Annotated in this window: 20 protein-coding genes; 7 read left to right on the forward strand and 13 right to left on the reverse strand. The window is 60.3% G+C overall.

All coding sequences use genetic code 11. From position 1 onward, the window contains the following. Positions 1-33 precede the first annotated feature (33 nt). The 4 genes from AB4P96_RS10495 to AB4P96_RS10510 form a co-directional block, all read right to left on the reverse strand. The gene (locus AB4P96_RS10495; protein WP_017134902.1) at positions 34-1,308 is read right to left on the reverse strand and encodes an OmpP1/FadL family transporter; all 1,275 of its coding nucleotides are present in this window, start codon (positions 1,306-1,308) and stop codon (positions 34-36) included. 146 nt (positions 1,309-1,454) lie between these two features. Continuing rightward, on the reverse strand, positions 1,455-1,937 hold the full coding sequence (locus AB4P96_RS10500) for a hypothetical protein (RefSeq protein WP_395600747.1): 483 nt from the start codon (positions 1,935-1,937) through the stop codon (positions 1,455-1,457). Positions 1,938-2,213: 276 nt separating this feature from the next. Further along, positions 2,214-2,438, reverse strand: a complete 225-nt coding sequence (locus tag AB4P96_RS10505) for a hypothetical protein (protein WP_005790139.1) — start codon at positions 2,436-2,438, stop codon at positions 2,214-2,216. A gap of 440 nt (positions 2,439-2,878) precedes the next feature. Next, positions 2,879-3,184, reverse strand: coding sequence for a hypothetical protein (locus tag AB4P96_RS10510; RefSeq protein ID WP_099548862.1), 306 nt, complete (start codon positions 3,182-3,184; stop codon positions 2,879-2,881). 473 nt (positions 3,185-3,657) lie between these two features. Between AB4P96_RS10510 and AB4P96_RS10515 the strand changes: the two genes are divergently transcribed. Both AB4P96_RS10515 and rmuC read left to right on the forward strand, forming a co-directional pair. Further along, complete coding sequence (locus AB4P96_RS10515; protein WP_099548863.1) at positions 3,658-3,981, forward strand: hypothetical protein; 324 nt, start codon at positions 3,658-3,660, stop codon at positions 3,979-3,981. A 175-nt stretch (positions 3,982-4,156) separates the two neighbouring features. After that, positions 4,157-5,521, forward strand: coding sequence for a DNA recombination protein RmuC (rmuC, locus tag AB4P96_RS10520; protein ID WP_163005473.1), 1,365 nt, complete (start codon positions 4,157-4,159; stop codon positions 5,519-5,521). A gap of 35 nt (positions 5,522-5,556) precedes the next feature. Here rmuC and AB4P96_RS10525 read toward each other — a convergent pair whose 3' ends face one another. The 3 genes from AB4P96_RS10525 to AB4P96_RS10535 all read right to left on the reverse strand — a co-directional run bounded on the left by AB4P96_RS10525 (position 5,557) and on the right by AB4P96_RS10535 (position 10,138). After that, entirely contained in the window at positions 5,557-9,027 is a 3,471-nt protein-coding gene (locus AB4P96_RS10525) for a PAS domain-containing hybrid sensor histidine kinase/response regulator (RefSeq protein ID WP_017134907.1), read from the reverse strand. Between the two features lie 119 nt (positions 9,028-9,146). Beyond that, entirely contained in the window at positions 9,147-9,539 is a 393-nt protein-coding gene (locus AB4P96_RS10530) for a YbaN family protein (protein WP_169984834.1), read from the reverse strand. A gap of 11 nt (positions 9,540-9,550) precedes the next feature. After that, complete coding sequence (locus tag AB4P96_RS10535) at positions 9,551-10,138, reverse strand: YecA family protein (RefSeq protein WP_017134909.1); 588 nt, start codon at positions 10,136-10,138, stop codon at positions 9,551-9,553. 276 nt (positions 10,139-10,414) lie between these two features. Between AB4P96_RS10535 and recQ the strand changes: the two genes are divergently transcribed. Both recQ and AB4P96_RS10545 read left to right on the forward strand, forming a co-directional pair. Further along, positions 10,415-12,544, forward strand: coding sequence for a DNA helicase RecQ (gene recQ, locus AB4P96_RS10540; RefSeq protein ID WP_058422156.1), 2,130 nt, complete (start codon positions 10,415-10,417; stop codon positions 12,542-12,544). Positions 12,545-12,665: 121 nt separating this feature from the next. Next, the gene (locus AB4P96_RS10545; protein WP_017134911.1) at positions 12,666-13,100 is read left to right on the forward strand and encodes a MarR family transcriptional regulator; all 435 of its coding nucleotides are present in this window, start codon (positions 12,666-12,668) and stop codon (positions 13,098-13,100) included. A 150-nt stretch (positions 13,101-13,250) separates the two neighbouring features. Here the strand turns inward: AB4P96_RS10545 and AB4P96_RS10550 are convergent, their stop codons facing one another. Then, entirely contained in the window at positions 13,251-15,440 is a 2,190-nt protein-coding gene (locus AB4P96_RS10550; protein ID WP_395600974.1) for a patatin-like phospholipase family protein, read from the reverse strand. An 84-nt stretch (positions 15,441-15,524) separates the two neighbouring features. On the opposite strand from AB4P96_RS10550, the gene AB4P96_RS10555 reads away from it, so the two are divergent. Continuing rightward, positions 15,525-15,812 (forward strand): SelT/SelW/SelH family protein, encoded by a 288-nt coding sequence (locus AB4P96_RS10555; RefSeq protein ID WP_099548866.1) that lies wholly within the window; start codon positions 15,525-15,527, stop codon positions 15,810-15,812. A 3-nt stretch (positions 15,813-15,815) separates the two neighbouring features. Here AB4P96_RS10555 and AB4P96_RS10560 read toward each other — a convergent pair whose 3' ends face one another. Both AB4P96_RS10560 and AB4P96_RS10565 read right to left on the reverse strand, forming a co-directional pair. After that, positions 15,816-16,700 carry a DMT family transporter gene (locus AB4P96_RS10560; protein WP_099548867.1) on the reverse strand — a complete coding sequence of 295 codons (885 nt, stop codon included), beginning with the start codon at positions 16,698-16,700 and terminating at the stop codon, positions 15,816-15,818. Between the two features lie 276 nt (positions 16,701-16,976). Further along, on the reverse strand, positions 16,977-17,726 hold the full coding sequence (locus AB4P96_RS10565) for an AraC family transcriptional regulator (RefSeq protein ID WP_395600748.1): 750 nt from the start codon (positions 17,724-17,726) through the stop codon (positions 16,977-16,979). Positions 17,727-17,863: 137 nt separating this feature from the next. Here AB4P96_RS10565 and AB4P96_RS10570 point away from each other — a divergent pair, with 137 nt between their 5' ends. Further along, complete coding sequence (locus tag AB4P96_RS10570) at positions 17,864-18,673, forward strand: UDP-2,3-diacylglucosamine diphosphatase (RefSeq protein ID WP_017134916.1); 810 nt, start codon at positions 17,864-17,866, stop codon at positions 18,671-18,673. Positions 18,674-18,803: 130 nt separating this feature from the next. Here the strand turns inward: AB4P96_RS10570 and AB4P96_RS10575 are convergent, their stop codons facing one another. The 3 genes from AB4P96_RS10575 to phhA all read right to left on the reverse strand — a co-directional run bounded on the left by AB4P96_RS10575 (position 18,804) and on the right by phhA (position 21,257). Next, complete coding sequence (locus AB4P96_RS10575) at positions 18,804-19,997, reverse strand: amino acid aminotransferase (RefSeq protein WP_395600749.1); 1,194 nt, start codon at positions 19,995-19,997, stop codon at positions 18,804-18,806. Further along, positions 19,997-20,353: a 4a-hydroxytetrahydrobiopterin dehydratase gene (locus AB4P96_RS10580; protein ID WP_017134918.1), complete on the reverse strand. Its 357-nt coding sequence runs from the start codon at positions 20,351-20,353 to the stop codon at positions 19,997-19,999. The genes AB4P96_RS10575 and AB4P96_RS10580 overlap by 1 nt, the downstream gene beginning before the upstream one ends. 97 nt (positions 20,354-20,450) lie before the next feature. Beyond that, positions 20,451-21,257 carry a phenylalanine 4-monooxygenase gene (phhA, locus tag AB4P96_RS10585; protein ID WP_017134919.1) on the reverse strand — a complete coding sequence of 269 codons (807 nt, stop codon included), beginning with the start codon at positions 21,255-21,257 and terminating at the stop codon, positions 20,451-20,453. A gap of 257 nt (positions 21,258-21,514) precedes the next feature. Here phhA and AB4P96_RS10590 point away from each other — a divergent pair, with 257 nt between their 5' ends. Next, entirely contained in the window at positions 21,515-23,080 is a 1,566-nt protein-coding gene (locus AB4P96_RS10590; RefSeq protein WP_017134920.1) for a sigma-54-dependent phenylalanine hydroxylase transcriptional regulator PhhR, read from the forward strand. The last annotated feature ends 225 nt before the right edge of the window (positions 23,081-23,305 follow it).

Here is a 23,305-nt window from a genome sequence, read left to right on the forward strand (position 1 = left end):
TTCAGCTGGCGAGCCGGTCAGGCTCGCAGTGAATCAGAACTTGTAAGTCGCACCCAGGCCGTAACCCCAAGCGCTGTTTTTGTACTCGGCGTTGTAGGCGTTGCCCTTGCCGGTACGGTTGACGTTGACTTCTTCTTCCCACAGGTAGGAGACGGCAGCGTCGATCGTCCAGTCTTCAGTAGGGCTGAAGCCGGCACCAAAGCTGACAGCCTTACGGTCGCCAGTCGGGATACGCACCGAACGGTCGGTGTTGTTGGTAGGCGATTGGTCAACCGAGAAGCCGGTGCGCAGTACCCACTGTTTGTTGACCTGGAACGAAGCACCGATGGCCGAGGCCCAGGTGTCATGCCAGTTCTGTGGCTCGTTGATGCGACCGATCGGGCCAGCCGCGCCACCCAGTGCAGGCGAAACGCCCGAGTTGTTGACGGTGATTTCTTTCAGGCGGCTCCAACGGGTCCATGTGGTACCCGCATACAACGTCCATTGGTCATCCAGCTTGTGGGTGATGGACATGTCGTAGGATTCTGGGGTGGTGATGTTCAACTTGGCGTCAAAACGCCCGCCGTTGAACGGACCAAAACCACGGCCGGAAATATCGGTGTGACCCGACAGGTTGTAGGAAACCTTGGAGGTGTACGTCAGGCCGATGTTGGTGCTCGCCCATGGCGTCACCAGGATACCGACTTTGTAGCCCCATGCGGTGTCATCGCCCTTGATGTCCACCAGGCCATCATTGCGGCCGAAGGTTTGCGCCAGCGGCGTCGACGAGGTCAGGTTACCGCTGATCTTGTTGAACGTCGGGCCGATACCCACGGACACGTATTCGTTGAAGGCGTAGCTGACAGTCGGCTGGAGGGTGACGACTTTAACGTCACTCTTCTTGCCGTAGTAACGGCCGCCGAAGCTGTCTTCGTAGTTGGTGATCAGGCCGAACGGCGCATACACACCCAGGCCGAACGCCAGGTCATCGGTCGCTTTTTTCACGGCAAACAACATCGGGACTTTGGTAAAAGGAACCATGTCACCGTCGTTGCTGCTGCCGGGTGGGCCACCGCTGGTGTTTTTGATATCGGTCTTGGCGTCGATAGCTGCGACACCGGCAGTGATTTGATCGCGCTTGAGGCGTGACATGCCGGCAGGGTTGCCAGCGACAGTGCTTGCATCATCGGCAGATGAGGAGCGGCCGGCGAAACCTGTACCCATCCCACTGATGCTTTGCTCGTTGAGGGCAAAGCCGCTCGCGAACAGTTGGGTGGAGGCCATGGCAACGGCGAGGCTAAGTGTGGTCTTGAGCATTACTTTTTTCATTATTAGAACTCCGTGGTGATCACCGCTGCGGAAAGTAACAATAAATTTAGGTTAGCGCTATAGGCTGTAATGCAGGAGATAGAGCGGTTTTGTAGGACAATCCGACCAGAATCGGGGTTTTTAGCCGAATCTTGCAAAACGCCTGGTCAACAAGTGACCTGATTCATGGATGAAACACAGGTCTGCCAGGCTTGGGTGAAGTCCCGCAGCCGACCTTGTGGGTGAAAAATTTCTTTCCAGATACGTGCCATTGCCAGTACATCGCCCGGCTGCGGCAGGGCAGGGCTGTGCTGCTCCACCAGCAGCCAGGCGATGGCGGTGGCGTAACGCAGATTGACGGTTAACTCAAGCTGGGGCGCACTGAGGAATGCGTGCTGACTGGCCAGGCCGCGTACCAGGCTGGCGCGCTCGGGGTCGCGCGCCAGGTAATGGTCCCAAAGGGCGCGGTGGCGCGGTTCGGTGATGCTGTATAGGCCGTGGCCACGCCGGTCGTGCAGGGCCGAGCCGAGTTCCGACTGGCTGGCAGCAATGCCCAGCAGCAGGGCTTCGGCTGTCGCATCATGGCGGCCGAGGTAAATCAACGTCGGCCGGATCACATAACGACACAATTCGCTGGCGGCGATACCCATACAAGCCTCGGTCCATGAAAGTGGTCGACGGTGCCTGAGAGGGGGCTTGGCAGCTGTGAATCGGATCTCAGGCCCGTCGCAAGCGGATCAAGCCGCTTGAGTTGAAGTGTAGTGTCATATTTACGATGTAAAGGACTGTTTTTAAAACATCTTCTTCATTTAGTTATAACGTTTATATCTATTTGAACTTAGCGAAAATGTTTCAATGCCGAATTTCAGGCAATAAAAAACCCTGCTTTTTAAACAGGGTTTTTGTGTTTCAGCGACTCGGGTCGATCAGGCAGTCAGTGCCTGACGGGTACGCTCGATCACGGCCTGCAGCGGCTCTGCGCTGGAGTATTGATCGGGGTACAGGCGTTCGCTGTGACGAGCGATGCCGTGTTCGTTGACCAGGGTGAAGCTGAAGCAGCCTTTGCGAGCGGCCATGATCAGGCAGTTCATTGGTGCAAAAGCGTTGGTGAGGGTGCGAATGGCATCCTGAGTGTGGATTTGAGCGTTCATATTATTGGTGTTCCTACAAATGACACGGATAAGAACCGTGCAGCGTTAAAACGTTCCAGTAACGTTGATCACCATTGATCAAACGAAGAACCGACTGGAACAAAGCAGCCAGTTTGAAGCGCTATTAAGTTGGCGCGCTTGGGCTGGCAGGTAGGTACTTAGGAGGGCAGGCAGCACAACAGGGGCAAAGGTTCTGGGCCCGGGGTGAAGATCCTGATCAATTTGCAGGTTGGTTCGGTCAGAGTATTGAGACTTCGCGGCACCCTTTGCATGTTCAAAGGTAGTGTCGTCGCAAGTGATACCTGGAAACCATCGAGGTGGTCGGTCCCGTGTTGTTCAGGGGAGTTGTTCGACCAGAATTGACTTTCAGCTTGGTACTAACGCCGCGGATAGTAACGGATCGAAACCGGGAAGGGAAGCGGCTGAGCAAAAAACTTTTATCAGCTGCCTAGAAAACCACGATAGACCAGCACTGTTACGGCGGCCGCCAGCGAGCAGCCCAGCACGTAGGCCGCGAGGGTCAGGCGCCAGGAGCGGCCGGTTTCGATCACCTTCATCACGTCGCGCATGTCATTGATCCGGCCTTCACCCAGCTCGATGCACAGGCTTACCGCAGTAAAGGCCGCTGATAACAGGATGGCGATGGCAAACAACGCCCCGTCAGGCGAGGGCAAAGCTGCATTGATTCCCAATGATGTCGCGCAGATGGCGAGCAGCAACACGGCGAACAACAGGATTCCTTTCATCTGCGCCTACAGGAGAGTGACATCGTTGGTGCAGCAGTGTGGCGAGCGCGGGCGGTTTTGAAAAGTGCTCTGTTTTGCAGGCCGGTTGCTCTGTGGCGGTAACATTTTCGGACAGATTGAAGCAAAAAGTGTCGGCGATATAACCAGTGGATGGGTACTTGTGCACATTCGTTGCGCGGTGTGTAACCACTCTGTCAACTGCCCGCAAGTGCCGTCGTTTGCCTGCAACGAAAATTTAAGTCAATGAAAAACATCGCTTTTTTTTATTGGTGAAAAAATCGTCAGTTTGACTGCGGCCCCCGTTTCATGGGGCTTTGAGCGGGTTCAAGGTGGGTTGTCCACTGAGTTATCCACAGCTTCTGTGGATTGTCCCGAGCGCTTGCTCTAGAACGGGCGTGTAGGATTTATCCAGCTTTACCTGCGCGAAAAAAAGAGTAGAGTGGCGCGCCTTCCAATCTGTCCCACAGTGCTTTATGAAGTTTCGCTCAGTATCACCCTCTGTTACCGATACCCCTCAAACTGTTACCACACCCAAGCGATTTTCGTTGAAGGTTGCCTTGTGGCTGCTCGACAGCCCGCGGCTGGGGCATAACGCCAACATCAAGCACTTCGCCGGACGCTTGCTCAAGCAGCCGGCCCGCGATGGCGTGGTCGCCGCTCAAAGTCGGCTGGGCCAGTTGATGTGCCGCGAGTGCGGCAACGCCCGCGACCGCCGCATAGGCCACGACCTGCTGCGCCTGGCGGCTCGCGCTGGCGACCGCCGCGCCCTGCGCGAGTTGGGGCAGGTCGAAGACTGAGCTGTCCTCAAGCCCCATGCTTGGTTAACCTTGCTCCTTTTCGGTGATGGCAGAAATGGCTATGGTTTTTGACTGGACCAGTATTGCCTTGGGTCTGGCGGGTGCAGCAGTGCCTTTATTGGCCCTGTGCTGGCAGATTCAACGTCGACTGACCGCGCGCATGACCGGTTGGGAGCTGCTCGAAGAGCGCCTGGCAACCGCGCAACTGGCCCAGGAAGGGCTGGCCGCGCAACTGGACGCCAGCCGCGATGAAATCAGCGACCTCAGCCAGGCCAATGCCGCGAAACAGGCCGACCTGGCCGCCATGCGCCGCGAAGTCGAACTGCTGCAAATCGACCGCGATAACGCCCGCGATGCCGCCCATGCCTGGAACCTCGACCGTAGCGCCAAGGAAACCGAGCTGCGCCGCCTCGATGCGCTGTCAGCTGCCTTGCGCGCCGAATTGCGTGAACAACAGGACAGTCATCAACAACGCCTCGCCGACCTGCAAGGTTCGCGCGATGAGTTGCGCGCGCAGTTTGCCGAGCTGGCCGGGAAGATCTTCGATGAGCGTGAGCAGCGTTTCGCCGAAACCAGCCAGGAACGCCTGGGCCAGTTGCTTGACCCACTGAAGGAACGCATCCAGTCCTTCGAAAAGCGTGTGGAAGAAAGCTATCAGAACGAAGCCCGCGAGCGTTTTTCCCTGGCTAAAGAGCTTGAGCGTCTGCAGCAATTGAACCTGCGCCTGTCAGACGAAGCCACCAACCTGACCCGTGCCCTCAAAGGCCAGAAGACCCAGGGCAACTGGGGCGAGCTGATTCTTGAACGGGTACTGGAACATGCCGGGCTGGAGAAGGGCCGCGAGTACCAGACCCAGGTGAGCCTCAAAGGGCCGGACGGCGAGCGCTTCCAGCCGGACGTGCTGATCATGTTGCCGGGCGACAAGCAGGTGGTGGTCGACTCCAAGGTCAGCCTCACGGCCTATCAGCAATACGTCGCGGCAGATGATGAGGTGATTGGCCAGGCGGCCCTCAAGCAGCATGTGCTGTCCCTGCGTAACCACGTCAAAGGCTTGGCCGGCAAGGATTACAAGCGTCTGGAAGGGCTGCACAGCCTGGATTTCGTGTTGCTGTTCGTGCCCATCGAGGCCGCATTTTCCGCCGCCCTGCAGGCCGAGCCGAACCTGTTTCAGGAGGCGTTTGACCGCCATATCGTGATTGTCAGCCCCACGACCTTGCTGGCTACCCTGCGAGTGATCGACAGCCTGTGGAAGCAGGAGCGCCAAAGCCAGAATGCGCGGGAAATTGCCGAACGGGCCGGCTGGCTGTACGACAAATTCGTGCTGTTCATCCAGGACCTGGATGAAGTGGGCAACCGCCTACAACAGTTGGATAAGGCTTACAGCGCGGCGCGTAACAAGCTGACAGATGGGCGTGGGAATCTGGTCAGCCGTACCGAGCAATTGCGGTTGCTGGGTGCGCGTGCGAGTAAAAGTCTGCCAGCGGATTTGCTTGAACGGGCGATGACCGATTCAGACGGTGTGGCGCATCTGCCTGAGTAAATGCAATCCATAATGTGGGGCCGAGTACACTCTGTTTAAAGCGGCAAATGCCGACTCAACAGCGCCCGCAACGCCGCCGGCTTCACCGGCTTGGCCAAGTAATCCAACCCTGCCGCATGCACCTCGGCCACCATCTCCGGTCGCCCATCGGCACTGATCACCACCCCGGGAATCGGTTCTGCCAACTGCGCCCGCAGCCAGCCCATCAGCTCCGTGCCCGTCTCGCCGTGGTCCAGGTGGTAATCCACCAACGCCAGTTGCGGGCGCACGCCCTCGGCCAGCAGTGCCGCGCACTGCGCCTGGTCGGTGGCCGTCCACACTTCGCAGCCCCAGCGCGTCAGCAGGCTGCGCATGCCGATCAGGATGCTTTCCTCGTTATCCACACACAGCACCTGCGCGCCGCTTAATGGCAGTCCATTGTCTGGCGCGATCTTGGCCTGCGGGCTGGCCTGGTTACGCGCCAGCGGCACGCGCACGCTGAACACGCTGCCTTTGCCCGGCCACGAGCGCACGCTCAACGTATGCCCGAGCACGCGGCACAGGCCGTCAGCGATTGCCAAACCCAGGCCCAGACCCTTCTCGGCGCGGGTCTGGTGGCTGTCCAGGCGCTTGAACTCTTCAAAGATGACCTTCTGTTTATCCAGCGGGATGCCAGGGCCACGGTCCCACACTTCCAGGCACAATTCGTCCTTGCGCCTGCGCACGCCCAAAAGCACGGGGCCGTCGGCATAGCGGAACGCGTTGGTGAGAAAATTCTGCAGAATCCGCCTGAGCAACTTGATGTCACTGTCTATCCGCAACCGGCTGCCGCGCAGGCGGAAGCGCAGGTTCTGCTCCTGAGCCAGCGCCTTGAATTCGGCGCCGAGGGTGTCGAACAGCTCGTTGAGCACAAAGGGCTGCCGCTGCGGGTTGATCTTGCCGTTTTCCAGGCGTGAAATATCCAACAAGTCGCTGATCAAGTCTTCGGCCGAGCGCAGCGAGCTGTCCAAATGTTGCACCAATTGCCGCGCGTCGGCAGACAGGCCGTCGTGCTGGTGGGAAAGGGCTGCGGAGAACAGGCGTGCAGCGTTCAAGGGTTGCATCAGGTCGTGGCTGACAGCCGCAAGGAAGCGGGTCTTCGACTGGCTGGCGGATTCGGCCACGCCCTTGGCGTCGGTCAAAGCGACATTGAGCTGGGAAAGCTCATGGGTACGCTCGGTCACCCGTTGCTCAAGGCCTTCGTTGGCCTCGGTCAGCGCCTGCTCGGCCTCCCGGAACGCAGTGATGTCGGTAAAACTCATGACAAACCCACCGCCGGGCATCGGGTTGCCGATCAGCTCAATCACGCGGCCATTCGGGAATAAACGTTCGGAGGTGTGCGCGCGGCCTTGGCGCATCCAATGCAGGCGGCGCGCTACGTGCACCTGGGCCTCACCCGGCCCACACAGGCCGCGCTCGGCGTTGTAGCGAATAATGTCGGCAATCGGCCGGCCCACGCTGATCAGGCCTTCAGGGTAGTTGAACAGCTCCAGGTAGCGGCGGTTCCAGGCCACCAGCTTGAGGGACTGGTCGACCACACTGATGCCTTGGGTGATGTTTTCGATCGCGCCTTGCAGTAATGCGCGGTTGAATTGCAACACCTCGGAGGCTTCGTCGGCGATGCGTACTACGTCCTCCAGCTGCATCTCCCGGCCTTCAATCGCGGCTTTTACCACTGCGCGTGTCGAAGAGGCGCCGAGCACGCCGGCCAGCAGGCGTTCGGTGTGGGCGATCCAGTCGTTATCGGCATTCTGGTTGGGGTTGAAACCTTTGCCTTGGCGATAGGCAAATCGGATAAAGCTCTGCTCGGCGCGTTCCTTGCCGACAAAACGTGCCGCGAGGCTGAGCAGGTCGCTGATTTGCACCGACAGCATCGAGCGCGCATTGGCGCGCTGGCTGATTTCCTGGCCGATAAAGCGCCCGGCCTGCCAATGCTCGGATACCCGTGTGCGCGACAGCATCGAGACCCACACAAACAGCGTGAAATTGCCCGCAAGAGAAAACACAGTACCCAGGGTTAACGAGGTGACGGTGAAACCAAAGGGGTGCGAATGCATCCACGTCAGGCCGGGGAAAAGGCTCAACGACCACCCCAGGCTTTTCGCCGTCACCGGCAGGACCAAGGTGTAGAACCACAAGAAAGTGCCAGCCGCCAAGCCGGCAAATACGCCTCGTCGGTTGGCCTGCTTCCAATACAGCGCGCCAAGCATCGCTGGCGCCAGTTGGGTAACGGCGGCGAACGCGATCTGGCCGATGGTTGCCAGGCTCGCGCTGGAGCCGAGCAGGCGGTAACTCACGTAGGCCAGCAACAGGATGATCACAATGCTGACGCGGCGCACCGACAGCATCCAGTGGCGGAACACTTCGAACGGCCGCTCTGCGCTGGAGCGGCGCAACAGCCACGGCAGCAACATGTCGTTGGAGACCATGGTCGACAAGGCAATGCTCGCCACAATCACCATGCCGGTGGCAGCCGAAGCGCCGCCGATAAACGCCAGCACGGCAAGGGCCGGGTGCGCTTCGGCCATGGGTAGGCTGATCACGTAGGAGTCCGGCAATACCGAGGCGGGCAAGAGCATTTTGCCGCCGAGGGCGATAGGGATGACGAACAGCGCGGCGAGAATCAGGTACGCCGGGAACACCCACTTGGCCAGGCGTAAATCCTGCGGGTCGATGTTCTCTACCACGGTGACGTGAAACTGCCGGGGCAGGCAGATAATCGCCATCATCGCTACGCCGGTCTGCACCACCATCGATGGCCAGTTAATGGTTTCTGTCCAGTATTCCTCAAGGCGCGGGGCGAGCATGGCCTGGCTGAACAGATCGCCAAAACCATCGTATAGGCCGAAGGTCACGAATGCGCCTACCGCCAGAAAGGCGAACAGCTTGACCAGGGATTCAAACGCAATCGCCAGCACCATGCCACGGTGGTGTTCGGTGGCATCGAGGTTGCGGGTACCGAACACAATGGTGAACAGCGCCAATACCAGCGACACGATCAACGCGGTGTCCTGGGCGCGGGTGCCGGTGGTGTCGGGGCCGGAACCGATCAACAGGTTCACGCCCAGCACGATGCCTTTGAGTTGCAGAGCGATATAGGGCAGCACGCCGACCAGGCAGATCAGCGCCACCACCACCGCCAACGATTGGGATTTGCCGTAGCGTGCGGCGATAAAGTCGGCAATGGAGGTGATGTTTTCCTGTTTGCTGATCAGAATCATCTTCTGCAACACCCAAGGTGCCAGCACCAGCAGCAGGACAGGTCCCAGGTAGATTGGTAAAAACGCCCACAGTTGTTCGGCGGCCTGGCCTACGGCGCCGAAGAAGGTCCAACTGGTGCAGTAAACGGCCAGCGACAGGCTGTATACCCAGGCACGTATTCGTGGCGGTAGCGGCGCGTGGCGGCGATCACCGTAAAAGGCGATGGCAAACATAATGGCCATATAGGCCAGGGCAACGGCGGCGATCAGCCCGCTGGACAGCGTCATGGTAACTCCGAGCATAAGAACACCCGGGCATTCCGAGCCCGGTGGGACAGTCTCGCATGATGCTGGGGGTTAGTCAGTGTCGACCAAGGTCGTGTGGGATCGAATGTCGCAGCGCGTGTTCAACGCGGTGGCAGGGTTTTCTGACGCAAGATGTAAATGCTCACCAGCACTGCACTGGTCAGCATAAACCCACGTGCCCAAGGCAGCGGCACCAGGTAGCAGGAAAAACCAATGCTCAGCCACATCAGGCCGATGGCGTAGACCTTGCCCTTGAGCGGAATGCCATTGCCGTCCAGATAGTCTTTGATCCACGGCCCCAGGCGCGGGTGTTCCACCAGCCATTGGTAGAAGCGCGGGGAGCTTCGGGCGAAGCAGGCGGCTGCGAGTAGCAGGAAGGGCGTGGTCGGCAATACCGGCAGGAAGATACCGATCACTCCCAGCGCTACGCTCAGCCAGCCGATGGCCAGCAGCACGTAGCGCAGGAGCAGTGAGCGCTTGCCCATGGGCGTCATGGGCAACCGACTCAGTGGTGACGTGGCTTGAGGATCGCCGGTTTTTCGTCAGGCGCATTGCACAGCAGGTACAAGGCGGTGAGGGCTTCCGGGATCTGTACGATCATGTCGTCCATCAGGTTGGCATCGGCGGCGATGTCGGAGAATTCCGGCTGGTCGTCGAACAGGCCCGAACCGACCATGATCGGCAGCAGCATTTCGCTGACTTCTTCCTCGGCAGTTTCGAACCAGGCGGCTTCGCGCAGGAACACACCTTCCATGAAGCCGATGCACCAGCCGCGCAGGTCGGAGTCATCCGGCTCCTCGCCCAGGTCCAGCTCGCACGGCAGCTCGAATTCCTCATCGGAAGCCAGTTGGCGACCAATGTGGGCCTTGAGGGCCAGCAGGGTGGATTCGATTTCTTCGCGTTGGGCGGCGTCGGCGTAGTGCGGTTCTTCGGCGAACAGCGCGTCGATCCATTCACGGTCGGGCACGACGTCGGCGCAGATCGACAGGGCGGTCAGGTAGCCGTGAGCGGCCACGTAGTCCAGCGCCTCGTCATGCAGCTCATCGGCGTCGAGGAAGGCTTGCAGGCGGGTTAGTTGCTCAGCGAAGGACATTGAAGGGCTACCTTGGGAATAAACGATGCGCAATTCTAGGCTTTCTTGAGCGTCCAGGCCAGCTGCAAGGCATATTTGCCGGGTACTGGAGCGGGGTGACTATTCGTCAGTGGCGCCCTTTGCCAGGTAACGCTCGGGTATACTGCCGCGTTTTGTGATGCCCCTGCAGGCCAAGCGCCAATCCGCGAAAACTTCGCTTACGGATTATTTCCCGTGAAGCGGTGTTTTTTCGGCCAGCCTGTACAGAGGGATTTCGGCACCATTTTGGAGTTTTACATGCTCGAACAGGCTCAACGCGTCCTCAAGGACATCTTCGGCTACGACAGTTTTCGTGGCCGCCAGGGTGCGATCATTGAGCGCGTGGCCAGTGGCGGTGATGCCCTGGTCCTGATGCCTACCGGCGGCGGCAAGTCGCTGTGCTTTCAGGTGCCGGCGCTGTTGCGCAATGGCTTGGCCGTGGTGGTGTCGCCGCTGATCGCGTTAATGGACGATCAGGTCGCCACCCTTGAAGAACTCGGTGTTGCCGCCGCCGCCTTGAACTCCACCTTGAGTGCCGAACAGCAGCGCGAGCTGGCTGCGCGCATCAAGCGCGGTGAAGTGAAGATGCTCTACCTGGCGCCAGAACGGCTGGTGCAGCCACGCATGCTGGCCTTCCTGCAAAGTCTGGAAATTGCGCTGTTCGCCATCGACGAAGCCCACTGCGTGTCGCAATGGGGCCACGATTTCCGTCGCGAATACCTGCAACTGGGCCAACTGGCGGAATTGTTCCCCGACGTGCCGCGCATCGCCCTGACTGCTACCGCCGACAAACGCACCCGCGAAGAAATCGTCGAGCGCCTGCATCTGCAGAACGCCGAGCGCTTTCTGTCGAGCTTCGACCGGCCGAATATTTTTTACCGCATCGTGCCCAAGGAACAACCGCGCAAGCAGTTGCTGGCGTTCCTGTCCGAGCGGCGCAGCGACGCAGGCATCGTGTATTGCCTGTCGCGCAAGAAGGTCGATGAAGTGGCCGCGTTTCTCTGCGAGCAAGGCTACCCGGCGCTGCCGTATCACGCGGGGCTGCCCAATGACACGCGCTCTGCCCATCAGAAGCGCTTCCTCAACGAGGAAGGCCTGATCATGGTGGCCACCATCGCGTTCGGCATGGGCATCGACAAATCCAACGTGCGTTTTGTTGCTCACATGGACCTGCCAAAGTCCCTTGAGGCCTACTACCAGGAAACCGGTCGCGCCGGCCGTGATGGCCTGCCGGCGGATGCCTGGATGGTCTACGGCCTGCAAGACGTGGTGATGCTCAAGCAGATGTTGCAGAACTCCGAAGGCGATGAGCGCCACAAACGCCTGGAACAACACAAGCTCGATGCCATGCTCTCGCTGTGCGAGGAGACCCGCTGCCGCCGTCAGACGCTGCTGGCGTATTTCGACGAGGACATGCCCGAGCCATGCGGGCACTGTGACAATTGCACCGATGGCGTACAGACCTGGGACGCTACCGAGCCTGCGCGCCAGGCGTTGTCGACCATCTACCGTACCGGCCAGCGCTACGGCGTGGGGCATCTGGTGGACGTATTGCTGGGCAAGGACAACGAGAAAGTGCGCAGCTTCGGCCACGAAAAACTCTCGGTGTACGGCGTCGGCAAGGCGCGCGCCGAAGGCGAATGGCGTTCGTTGTTCCGGCAGATGGTCGCGCGCAACCTGGTGGACATCGACATCGAAGGCTACGGCGGCTTGCGCCTGAACGACAGTTGCCGGCCATTGCTCAAGGGCGAGGTGAGCCTGGAGCTGCGCCGCGACCTTAAGCCGCAAACCACCGCAAAAAGCAGCAGCACCAGCCCGGCCAGCCAATTGGTGCGTGGCGAAGAACGCGAACAGTGGGAAGCCTTGCGCACCCTGCGGCGCAAACTGGCGCAGGAACACAGCGTGCCGCCTTACGTCATCTTTCCCGACTCCACGTTGCTGGAGATGTTGCGCGAGCAACCGACCAGCATGGCCGAGATGGCCAAGGTCAGCGGCGTGGGTGCGCGCAAGCTGGAACGCTACGGCCAGGCCTTCCTCGAGGTGCTCGGCGGCCAGGCCGAGGCGCCCAAGGAAGTCGCCGACATCCGCCATGAACTGATCAGCCTGGCACGTGCCGGCATGACCCCGATCCAGATCGCCGGCCAGCTGCAATGCTCGGAAAAAAACGTCTACACCTTGCTGGCTGAATCCATCGGCAAGCAACAGTTGTCGTTGGAGCAGGCCCTTGATTTACCGGAAGATTTGCTCGGTGAAATCCAGGATGCCTTCCTCGACGGAGAAGGCGAATTGCCACCTGTCACGGAGATCGCACCGCTGTTTACCGGGCGTGTTCCTGAGGGGGTTTTGTATTGCGTACGTGCCGCTTTGCAGTCTGAATTCGAAATTTAATGTGCCAATTACGACAATGTAACGAATCAGTACATAGCACCACTTGCCTCCTGGCATGGCTCATGCTTAGCTGACTAATAATTAGCCACATTCTATTTTCAGTCTAAATCATGAGTTTTTTATGCCGTTAACCGAACAACACCGCTTTGGCATGCAGTTGGCGCAAATGTCCCGAGGCTGGCGCGCCGAACTCGACCGCCGTTTGGCGGGGCTGGGCTTGTCCCAGGCGCGTTGGCTGGTGCTGTTGCACCTGGCCCGTTTTGTAGATGCGCCCACCCAGCGTGAACTGGCGCAAAGCGTCGGCGTAGAAGGTCCGACCCTGGCGCGCCTGCTCGACAGCCTTGAAGGCCAGGGCCTGGTGCAGCGCCAGGCGGTACTGGAGGATCGTCGCGCCAAACGCATTCTGTTGTGCGACACCGCCCGTCCGTTGATTGATCAGATCGAAACCATCGCCACGGCCTTGCGCCATGAGTTGTTCGTGGGCGTGGATGAAGAAGATTTGCGCGTGTGCATGCGCGTGCATGGGCACATTCTGGCGAACCTGGAAAAGTCCTGAGGTGTGGCGAGGGAGCTTGCTCCCGCTGGGCTGCGTAGCAGCCCCAAAGCCATCAACCTCGTTGCACCTGAATGATCGCATTCACCGCATTGGGGGCGCTTCGCACCCCAGCGGGAGCAAGCTCCCTCGCCACAGTAGCCTGGCATCCAGCTAGAACGTCTGCCCCAGGTTCAGGTACACCGCCTGCTGCTTGTCATCATTGAACCCATAGCTGAAATTCAGCGGTCCTAACGGCGTATCAAAACCGAGGAAAATACTCGCGGCATTGATATAGCCACTGTCGAACTGATTGTCGTTGTTCCATGCCCGGCCGCGCTCCAGCGAAGCCCCCAGGTACAGCGGGAAATCCAGCGGCAGGTATGAGCGCGGCGTCAGGCGGCGGTAGTACACAGCACGCATCAGGGCGATGTTCTGCCCCGAGATTGAGTCTTCGCGAAAGCCTGATAATTGCCGCGCACCGCCGAGCAGAAAGCTGGAAACCACCACGTCGGATTTATCCAGCGTGCGCCCATAACGACCGCCGAGTATCAAGGTGTCCGGGCCGTGGCTCATGGCCTTGTCCAGCTTGAACTCCCACTGTCGGTAGCGCTGGTCCGAACCCAGGCCGGGCTCGAACTCTCGGAAGGCCAGGCCGATGTCTTCGCCGGTATGGGGGAAGTACACGTTATCCAGCGAATCGAACGAGTACTTGAGCTCATAGAAACCCTCATTGAAGCTCACACTCGGCAAGTCGCGCTCGCCAACACGCACATCTGCCTTGCCCCAGGCTTCACCGACGCCGAAGCGGATCTCGCCGCTATTGCCAATCTGGCGCCCCACGTTCAAACCAAAACCGTAGCGCTCCAGGCGATATTCGGCGATAGGGTCGCTGTCCAGCACCAGGTCGACGTTCTGCGCCTGGGCACTGATATAAGGCGCGACGAAATAGCGCGAGCCCACATCCAGTGGCTGGTAGAACTCGCTGTACAGCTCTTGGCGATCACCAATCTGCACGCGCGTCAGCCATTCGGCGCCAAGGCGGTTGATGCCGTTCATGCGGTAACTGGCGCCGAGGTTGTAAGCGCTGGCGCCGCGCATGTCATCCGACAGGTTCAGGCCCAGGCGCAAATAGTCGGTGCCGCTGCGTTTGCCGCGCGCGCTGATGACCAGGGTATTGTCCTGGCCCTTTTTCACCACGCGGTATTGCACCTGCTCGAAGTAATCCAGGCCGTACAACGTGCCCATGTCGGTTTGCAGGCGGCCCAGGTTCAGCGGCTCGCCCAGGGTTTGGCGGATGTAGTAGCGAATCACGTCGTCACTGACTTTCGAGTCGTTCTCCACCTTGATGGCGGTGATCACCGGCGTGCGTTCGCCCGGGGTGCGGGCCTCAACCAATTGTGGGTCGATCGGTTCGGCGGGGCGCAAATGCGCCAGGCGCACGTCGAGGGCGCGGGTGGCGCGGTAGCCGGCGTCGATCATGTCCTTGGCGCGGCCGAAGTCCGTCACGCCGTAGGCGGCCAGCGGTGGCTGGATCAGCACATCCTTGGGATGCAGGGCCTTGAGTTGTTCTTCTGAGTTGCGCCGGGTCATCAGGGTGATGGACTGGTTGAGCACGTCCACGACCGTCGCCAGTTGCTTGCGTGAGCGCAGCGGCGTGCCGATGTCCACGACGATAGCGATGTCGACGCCCATTTCGCGCGCCACATCCAGTGGGATGTTGTCGGTCATGCCGCCGTCCACCAACAGCCGTCCGTCCAGTTCCACCGGAGCGAACACTGCCGGGATCGACATGCTCGCACGGATCACCTGGGGCAAGTGACCCTTGCTGAACACCACTTTTTCGCCGGTGGTGATGTCGGTGGCCACAGCGCGGAACGGGATTGGCAGCTTGTCGAAGTTACGCGTATTGCTGGAGTGGGCGAACATGCTTTCCAGCAGCAGCGCCAGGTTCTGGCCCTGGATCACGCCGAGCGGCAGGCCAAGGCTGCCGTCATCGCGAAAGCTGAGTTTTTGTTTGACGAGGAAATCGCGGTCATCCTGTTTGCGCCGAAACGGCACATCTTCGCGCGGCGGGGCGTCGGACAATGCCTGCTGCCAGTCGATATTGAGCGCGAGCTTTTCCAGTTCATCGATCTTGTAGCCCGAGGCGTACAGGCCGCCAATCACCGCGCCCATGCTGGTGCCGGCGATAGCATCGATATGGATACCTTGCTCCTCCAGGGCCTTGAGCACGCCAATATGCGCAAGGCCACGGGCGGCACCGCCGGACAGCACCAGGCCGATTTTGGGGCGTGGGCTTTCGACGGCATCGGCGATCAGGGGAAGCAGGCACAGAAACAGGCAGGACAACAGGCGGCGCATCATGAATCTCGAGGCTGGGCGATAAAGGCCGGTATTATAGTCACTCGATCGTCCGTGCCCGATATGTCAGGAACTTCTCTAATTATGTCTGCCAGCAAACCCGAGATCGTCATCACCTATTGCACCCAATGCCAATGGTTGTTGCGCGCGGCGTGGCTGGCCCAGGAATTGTTGAGTACATTTGCCGATGACTTGGGCCGTGTGGCGCTTGAGCCAGCCACCGGCGGGGCGTTTCGCATCACCTGCGACGGTGTGCAGATTTGGGAGCGCAAGGCCGACGGCGGCTTTCCAGAGGCCAAGGTACTCAAGCAGCGCGTGCGCGACCAGATCGACCCGCAGCGCGACCTGGGCCACAACGACCGCCAAGCCTGAAGGCTACGCGGTGGCTGCCGGCTGTTTGGCCTGGCTGGCACTGCCCATCAAGCCTGAGAGCACGATGGCGACAATGATCAGCGCGCCGCCCAGCAGCATGCGCAAGGTCGGGGTTTCGGCAAACAGCAGCCAGGCCACGGTGATGCCGTAGACCGGCTCCATGGCGAACACCACCGAGGCGGTGCGCGCCTTGATCACCGCGAGGCTGGCGACAAACAAGCTATGGGCCAGGCCGGTGCAGAACACCCCGAGCAGACCGATCCACAGCCAGTCAATCGCACGTACATCCGCCAGGCCCGGTGCTGCGACTGGCAGCAGGCACGCCGCGACCACCACGTTCTGGCACAGCGCAGCCTGCACCGCCGGAATGCGCCCGGAGCTGGCGCGGTTGTTCAGCGACAGCAGCGAGAACAACAGGCCCGAGAGAATCCCCCACAGCAGGCCGCCCGTGGCCTGGCTGGCGAGGTCGAAGTCTGGCGTGACCAACACCAGGCCCACCGTGACCAGCGCCACCAGCAACACTTCGTTGGCGCGAATGCGCTCACGGAAGATCAGCCCTTCAAGCATCACGGTAAAGGCCGGGAACGCGGTGAAGCCAAGGGTGGCGACGGCCACCCCGGCGACTTTGACGGCAATGAAGAAGGTCACCCAATGCGCCGCCAGCAGCACGCCACTGACCACGAGGCGACGCCAGTCGCGCATCTCCAGGGTTTTCCAGGTGGTGTTGCTGGCAAATCGCGCAAAGATCGCCAGGGCGATTACGGCAAAGGCGGCGCGGCCAAACACAATGATGGCCGGCGAGGCGGCTGCCAGCTTGCCGAAAACACCAGTGAGGCCAAACATCAGTGCGCCGATATGCAGGGCGCCAAGGGCTGAGCGGGGAGTCATTGCGATCCTTGAAACAACGGGGGTGACAGAATCGCAGTCTAGAGGTTCGAGGGCGCCGGTGTCTGTCGCCGGCCTCGCGAATCTTAGCGCCAGGCTCTCACTACGATCATGCCTTTGGGCAACGAATAACCTGTGGCGAGCAGGCTTGCCCTGCGTTGGGTTGCGAAGCGACCGCAAAAATGGGACTGCTGCGCAGTCCAACGCGGGGCAAGCCCGCTCGCCACCGTGACGGTATTCGCGGTTGGGATCAGCCGCCTGGGCGGTCAGCGTTGATGATTACGATGAGCGGCGTAAGGTGCCCGGTGAGGCGCCAAACTCACGCAACATGGCGGCAGAGAAGGCACTTTGCGAGGCGTAACCGACGCGTTCGGCAATTTCGCCAACAGGCAGCGGCGTCTCGCGCAAAAGTTTCAACGCCATGTGCAGGCGACGGCTACGCAGGTAGTCCATCGGTGTTTGCCCGCACTCGGCCATAAAACGTGCATGCAAGCGCGCCACCGAGAGGTCGGCAATACGCGCCAGATCGGCCACCTGCAACGGGCGCGCAGCGTGGCGTTCGATATGCGCATTGAACGCGGCATACGGCAAACGCTTGCCCGGTAGCGGTTGGGCCAGCGGATGATTGAGACTGGCCAGCAACAACACCGCGCCTTGCTGGGCGATCAGCGGGTCATCCACCGGGCTGTGTGCCAGCCATTGCACCAACTGGCTTTGCCGGGCGTCCAGTGTCAGTCGCGCCGGTTGATCGAGCAGGCGGCGACTGGTGTCGGCGTGCTCGCCCAAGGACTGCGCCACCCAGTGTTCGTCGGGCACATCCAGCACCAGGCAGCGGCTGCCGTCGCGACTGCCGCAGGCATGGTGGGCCGAGAAGGGCAGCACCATCACGCTGCTGGCGTGCACCTGGCTGCCAAGGCCATCGACTTCCAGGTCCAGGTGCCCCGACAACCCGAACACCAGTTGGGCGTGGTCATGGCTGTGGGCGAGCGGCTCTTCAATGTAGTGGCGCAGCGTGAGGGTCGGTCTCATCGCGGTCTCCTGGGCAGCAGGCCCGCAGTCTACAACGCTTCAAGGGCTTTGATCGCTGTCATCAGAATGACGCACAGTTGTCATGGGCTATTAACCGCCTGGGCGCAAGCTCGCGAAAACACCGTCGAGGGATGCCCATGACCAGTGCCGAGTTCGCCAAACCCAGCCGCAAACAACGGGTTCGTACCCTGTGGATCTCCGACGTGCACTTGGGCACCCGGGATTGCCAGGCCGAGCACCTGTCACAGTTCCTCAAGGGCTACCACGCCGACAAGGTCTACCTGGTCGGCGATATCATCGACGGCTGGAAAATGCGCGGCGGCATGTACTGGCCTCAGGCTCATACTAATGTGATCCGCCGCCTGCTGACCATGGCCAAGCGCGGCACCGAGGTGATCTACGTCACCGGCAACCACGACGAATTCCTGCGCCGCTACTCCAAGCTGATCCTGGGCAATATCCAGCTGGTGGACGAGGCCGTGCACGTCACTGCCGATGGCCGCCATCTCCTGGTGATTCATGGTGATCAATTTGATGTGATCACCCGATACCACCGTTGGCTGGCGTTCCTGGGCGATTCGGCCTATGAGTTCACCCTCACGCTCAACCGCTGGCTCAATCACTGGCGTGCACGGTATGGCTATGGCTACTGGTCGTTGTCGGCGTACCTGAAACACAAGGTCAAGACGGCGGTGAGTTTTATCAGCGATTTCGAAGAAGCGATCGCCCACGAAGTGACCAAGCGCGAGCTGCATGGCGTGGTGTGCGGGCATATTCACCATGCCGAGATTCGCAAGGTGGGCGAGGTGGACTACCTTAATTGCGGGGATTGGGTGGAGTCGTGCACCGCGTTGATCGAGCACTGGGATGGCAGTATCGAGTTGTATCGGTTGGCGGATGCGCAGGCTAAAGAGGCGCTGCTCAAGGCTGAGATGGTTGCGGGCTAGAAGGTTCGCACGGTCAAAAATGTGGGAGCTGGCTTGCCTGCGATGGCGGTTGTTCAGTCAACTTATTCAGTGACTGACACACCGTAATCGCAGGCAAGCCAGCTCCCACAATTTGATTGGATTTCTTCAGTTATTTCGAGACGTCGGCGATGGCCTCGGCCAGTAATGCCAGGCGTGTCGCGTCAATACCCGCCACATTCGCCCGCCCCGAACTGACCATATACACGCTGTGCTTCTCGCGCAGTTGCTTGACCTGCTCAGCACTCAAACCGGTATAGGAAAACATCCCGCGCTGCGCACCAATATGCGCAAACTTCTCGGCCAGCCCGTGGGGCGCCAGCGCCTCCACCAGCCCGGAGCGCAGTTGGGCAATGCGTGAACGCATGGCCTCGACTTCATCGCTCCAGCGCTTTTTCAGCTCGGCGTCGCCCAGGATGGTCGCTACCACTGCGGCGCCATGATCCGGCGGCGTCGACCACAGGTTGCGCGCGATATTCGCCAGTTGGCTGCGCACGTCCGTGAGCTTCTCGGCGTCTGCCGCGCACACGATCAGCGCGCCGACACGGTCGCTGTACAGGCCGAAGTTCTTCGAGCAGGAACTGGTGACCAGCACTTCCGGCAGCTCGGCGGCAAACAACCGTACCGCCCAGGCGTCCTGCTCCAGGCCGTCGCCAAAGCCCTGGTAGGCGAAGTCGATCAATGGCAGCAATTGCCGTTCGCGCACGATGTGCAACACCTGGCGCCAGTCGTCCTGGGACAAGTCAAAACCGGTCGGGTTATGACAGCAGGCATGCAACAACACCACGTCGCCTTTGGGCACGGTGGCCAGTGTTGCGAGCATCGCGGCCACGTCCAGGCGGTTATCCGCGCCCACATACGGGTAATGGCTGACCTTGAGCCCGGCCTTGGCGAAGATGGTTTCGTGGATCGGCCAGGTCGGGTTGCTCAGCCACACGCCGCGGCCGGGCAGGTTTTGCGCGATAAAGTCGGCACCCAGGCGTAGCGCGCCGGTGCCGCCAGGGGTTTGTGTAGCACCGGCGCGACGTTCGCGAATCAGCGCTGAATCGGCGCCCAGCACCAGCTCACTGATCAGCGAACCGAAGGCCGCATTGCCATGGCCGCCGATATAGGTCTTGGTGGTTTGCGTGTCCACCAGACGCTGTTCGGCCAGTTTTACCGAGTGCGGAATCGGCGTCAGGCCCTGGTCGTCCTTATACACACCCACGCCCAGGTCGAACTTGTTCGGGTTGGCGTCCTGAGCATACAGGTCCATCAGCCCGAGGATCGGGTCCCCGGGCACGCGGCCAATGGCATCAAAATGCATTACTTGCGGCCCTCGGCGTCCTTGGCCACTTCGTCGGTGCGCGCGGCCATGATGAAGTCGTTGCGGTGCAGGCCTTTGATCGAGTGGCTCCACCAGGTCACGGTGACTTTGCCCCACTCGGTGAGCAGGCCCGGGTGATGGCCTTCGGCTTCGGAGATTTCACCCATGGCGTTGGTGAAGGCCAGGGCGAATTTGAAGTTCTTGAACAGGAAAACCTTTTCCAGCTGCATCACGCCGTCGCGTACTTCGATGTTCCAGTCGGGAATCTGCTTGATCAGTACCGGCAGCTCTTCGTCGCTGACTTGTGGGGCATCGGCGCGGCAGGCTTCGCAGTGGGCTTGGTTCAAGGTGGTCATGGGGGTGTCCTGAATTCGAAAGATTGAGATCAGTGGGCGTTACCCTAAAGCAACGCGCGGCCAGGGAACAGATTCACCTGGCCTCAAAATGTAAGGTTCAAGCAGCTTCGGGTTTGGGCGGCACTGCCTTTGGGGTGAAGAGCGGCGCATGCAGACCCAACTGCATACCGCGCTCGACCATGCCCATGATGTCTTCCTGCGCCACTTCAAACAGGCGCTTAAGCTCGGGCAGTACGAAGTACAGCGGTTGCAGGATGTCGATGCGATACGGCGTACGCATTGCTTCCAGCGGGTCGAAGGCCTGGTGTTCGGGTTCATCCGACAGGCAATACACGCTTTCTTTAGGCGACGACAAGATGCCGCCACCGTAGATGCGTCGACCTTGCGGCGTGTCCACCAAACCGAATTCGATGGTCATCCAGTACAGGCGCGCCAGGTACACGCGTTGCTCTTTGGTGGCCGCGAGGCCGAGCTTGCCGTAAGTGTGGGTGAACTCGGCAAACCATGGGTTGGTCAGCAGCGGGCAGTGGCCAAAGATCTCGTGGAAAATATCCGGCTCTTGCAGGTAGTCCAGTTCTTCGCGGGTGCGAATAAAGGTCGCCACCGGAAATTGCTTGCTGGCGAGCAATTCAAAGAAGGTCTGGAAGGGGATCAGTGCGGGGACGCGGGCAACTTGCCAGCCGGTGGTTTCGGCCAACACCTTGTTGATCTCACCCAGTTGCGGGATGCGGTCCAGGGGCAGGCCGAGCTTGTCGATGCCGTCCAGGTATTCCTGGCAGGCGCGCCCCTCGATCACTTTCAATTGGCGCGTGATCAGGGTGTTCCACACCGCGTGTTCTTCCGGCGGGTAGTGGATAAAACCTTGCGCATCGGGCTCGCGGGCCACGTAGTGCGTCTGCTTCATACGGCTCTCCTGCTAGGCATTCGTTCTTGTTATGTCCTGCGATGAGCCTATTGATAACGCGGAAGGCGACGGATTCCATCGGGCTCCGGTGCTTGTGCGTAGGAAAAGTTACCGTTATTCGTAAAGTTTTCGTTACGGTATGCCGGCCTCTCGTTGTCTTGGGCTGGGAAAAGGTCACAAGCTGTCACATAATCTTGACGACTATCTGCGCCCAGCGGCAAAAAGACCCGGCGCTTTCCCACCATTTGGGCTTTTTCATGCGTATTAAAGTGCACTGCCAGAACCGTATCGGCATCCTGCGGGACATTCTCAACCTGCTGGTGGAATACGGCGTCAACGTCGCTAAAGGCGAGGTAGGCGGTGAACATGGCAACGCCATTTACCTGTTTTGCCCCAACCTTGTGAACATGCAGTTCCAGGCGCTGCGCCCGCAATTCGAAGCAATTGCCGGGGTATTTGGCGTTAAAAGGGTAGGGCTGATGCCCAGCGAACGTCGGCATATGGAGCTCAATGCGCTGCTCGGCGCTCTGGAGTTTCCGGTGTTGTCGATTGATATGGGCGGCTCCATCGTCGCCGCCAACCGCGCGGCGGCGCAGTTGCTCGGGGTGCGGGTGGACGAGGTGCCGGGCATTCCGCTGTCGCGTTATGCCGAGGATTTCGACCTGCCGGAGTTGGTGCGTGCGAGCAAATCGCGCATCAACGGCTTGCGGGTCAAGGTCAAGGGTGACGTGTTTTTGGCGGACATCGCGCCGCTGCAGTCTTCCGAACACGACGACAGCGAGGCCATGGCCGGTGCCGTGCTGACCCTGCACCGTGCCGACCGTGTGGGCGAGCGTATCTACAATGTGCGCAAGCAAGAGCTGCGCGGCTTCGACAGTATTTTCCAAAGCTCCAGGGTCATGGCCGCGGTGGTGCGCGAAGCCCGGCGCATGGCGCCGCTGGATGCGCCGCTATTAATAGAAGGCGAAACCGGCACCGGCAAAGAGTTGCTGGCACGCGCTTGCCACTTGGCCAGTCCGCGCGGGCAATCGCCCTTGATGGCGCTCAATTGCGCGGGCCTGCCGGAGTCGATGGCCGAGACCGAGCTGTTCGGCTACGGCCCCGGCGCATTTGAAGGGGCGCGGGCCGAGGGCAAGTTGGGCCTGCTGGAGCTGACGGCGGGCGGTACGTTGTTTCTCGATGGCGTGGGGGAAATGAGCGCACGCTTGCAGGTGAAATTGCTGCGCTTTTTGCAGGACGGCTGCTTTCGCCGGGTGGGCAGTGATGAAGAGGTGTACCTCGATGTGCGGGTGATCTGTGCCACCCAGGTGGACCTGTCGGAACTCTGCGCCCGTGGCGAATTCCGTCAGGACCTGTATCACCGGCTCAACGTGCTGTCGCTGCATATCCCGCCGCTGCGTGAATGCCTGGATGGCCTGGCGCCGCTGGTTGAGCACTTTCTTGACCAGGCCAGCCGACAGATTGGTTGCCCGCTGCCCAAGCTGGCGCCGGCGGCGATGGACCGGCTCAGTCACTACCATTGGCCGGGCAATGTGCGGCAGTTGGAAAACGTGTTGTTTCAGGCGGTGTCGTTGTGCGACGGCGGCATGGTCAAGGCTGAGCATATTCGCCTGCCGGATTATGGGGTGCGCCAGCCCCTTGGGGATTTTTCCCTGGAAGGCGGGTTGGAGAACATCGTTGGGCGGTTTGAAAAGGCGGTGCTGGAGGCTTTGTACGCCGAGCACCCGAGCAGTCGGCAGTTGGGTAAGCGCCTAGGCGTGTCGCACACCACGATCGCGAATAAGTTGCGTGATTACGAAATTCTGAAGAATGAACGCGGTTAAACCTGTGGGAGCTGGCTTGCCTGCGATGACGGTGGGTCAGTTGGCTCATGTGTCGCTGATACACCGCTATCGCAGGCAAGCCAGCTCCCACAGTTGATCTTTGTCGTCCTTAAGACCGGTGCTTGCCGCAGGCGGCAGTAGTCCGCCGTTTTTTCGACTCTATCCCTGCCACCTAATCTCTAAGCCTGCCCGCAAACCCCCGCCGTACATGGACTTCAATCTATT

The sequence above is a fragment of the Pseudomonas sp. B19125 genome, from assembly GCF_044218855.1.
Classification (GTDB): Bacteria; Pseudomonadota; Gammaproteobacteria; order Pseudomonadales; family Pseudomonadaceae; genus Aquipseudomonas; species Aquipseudomonas edaphica.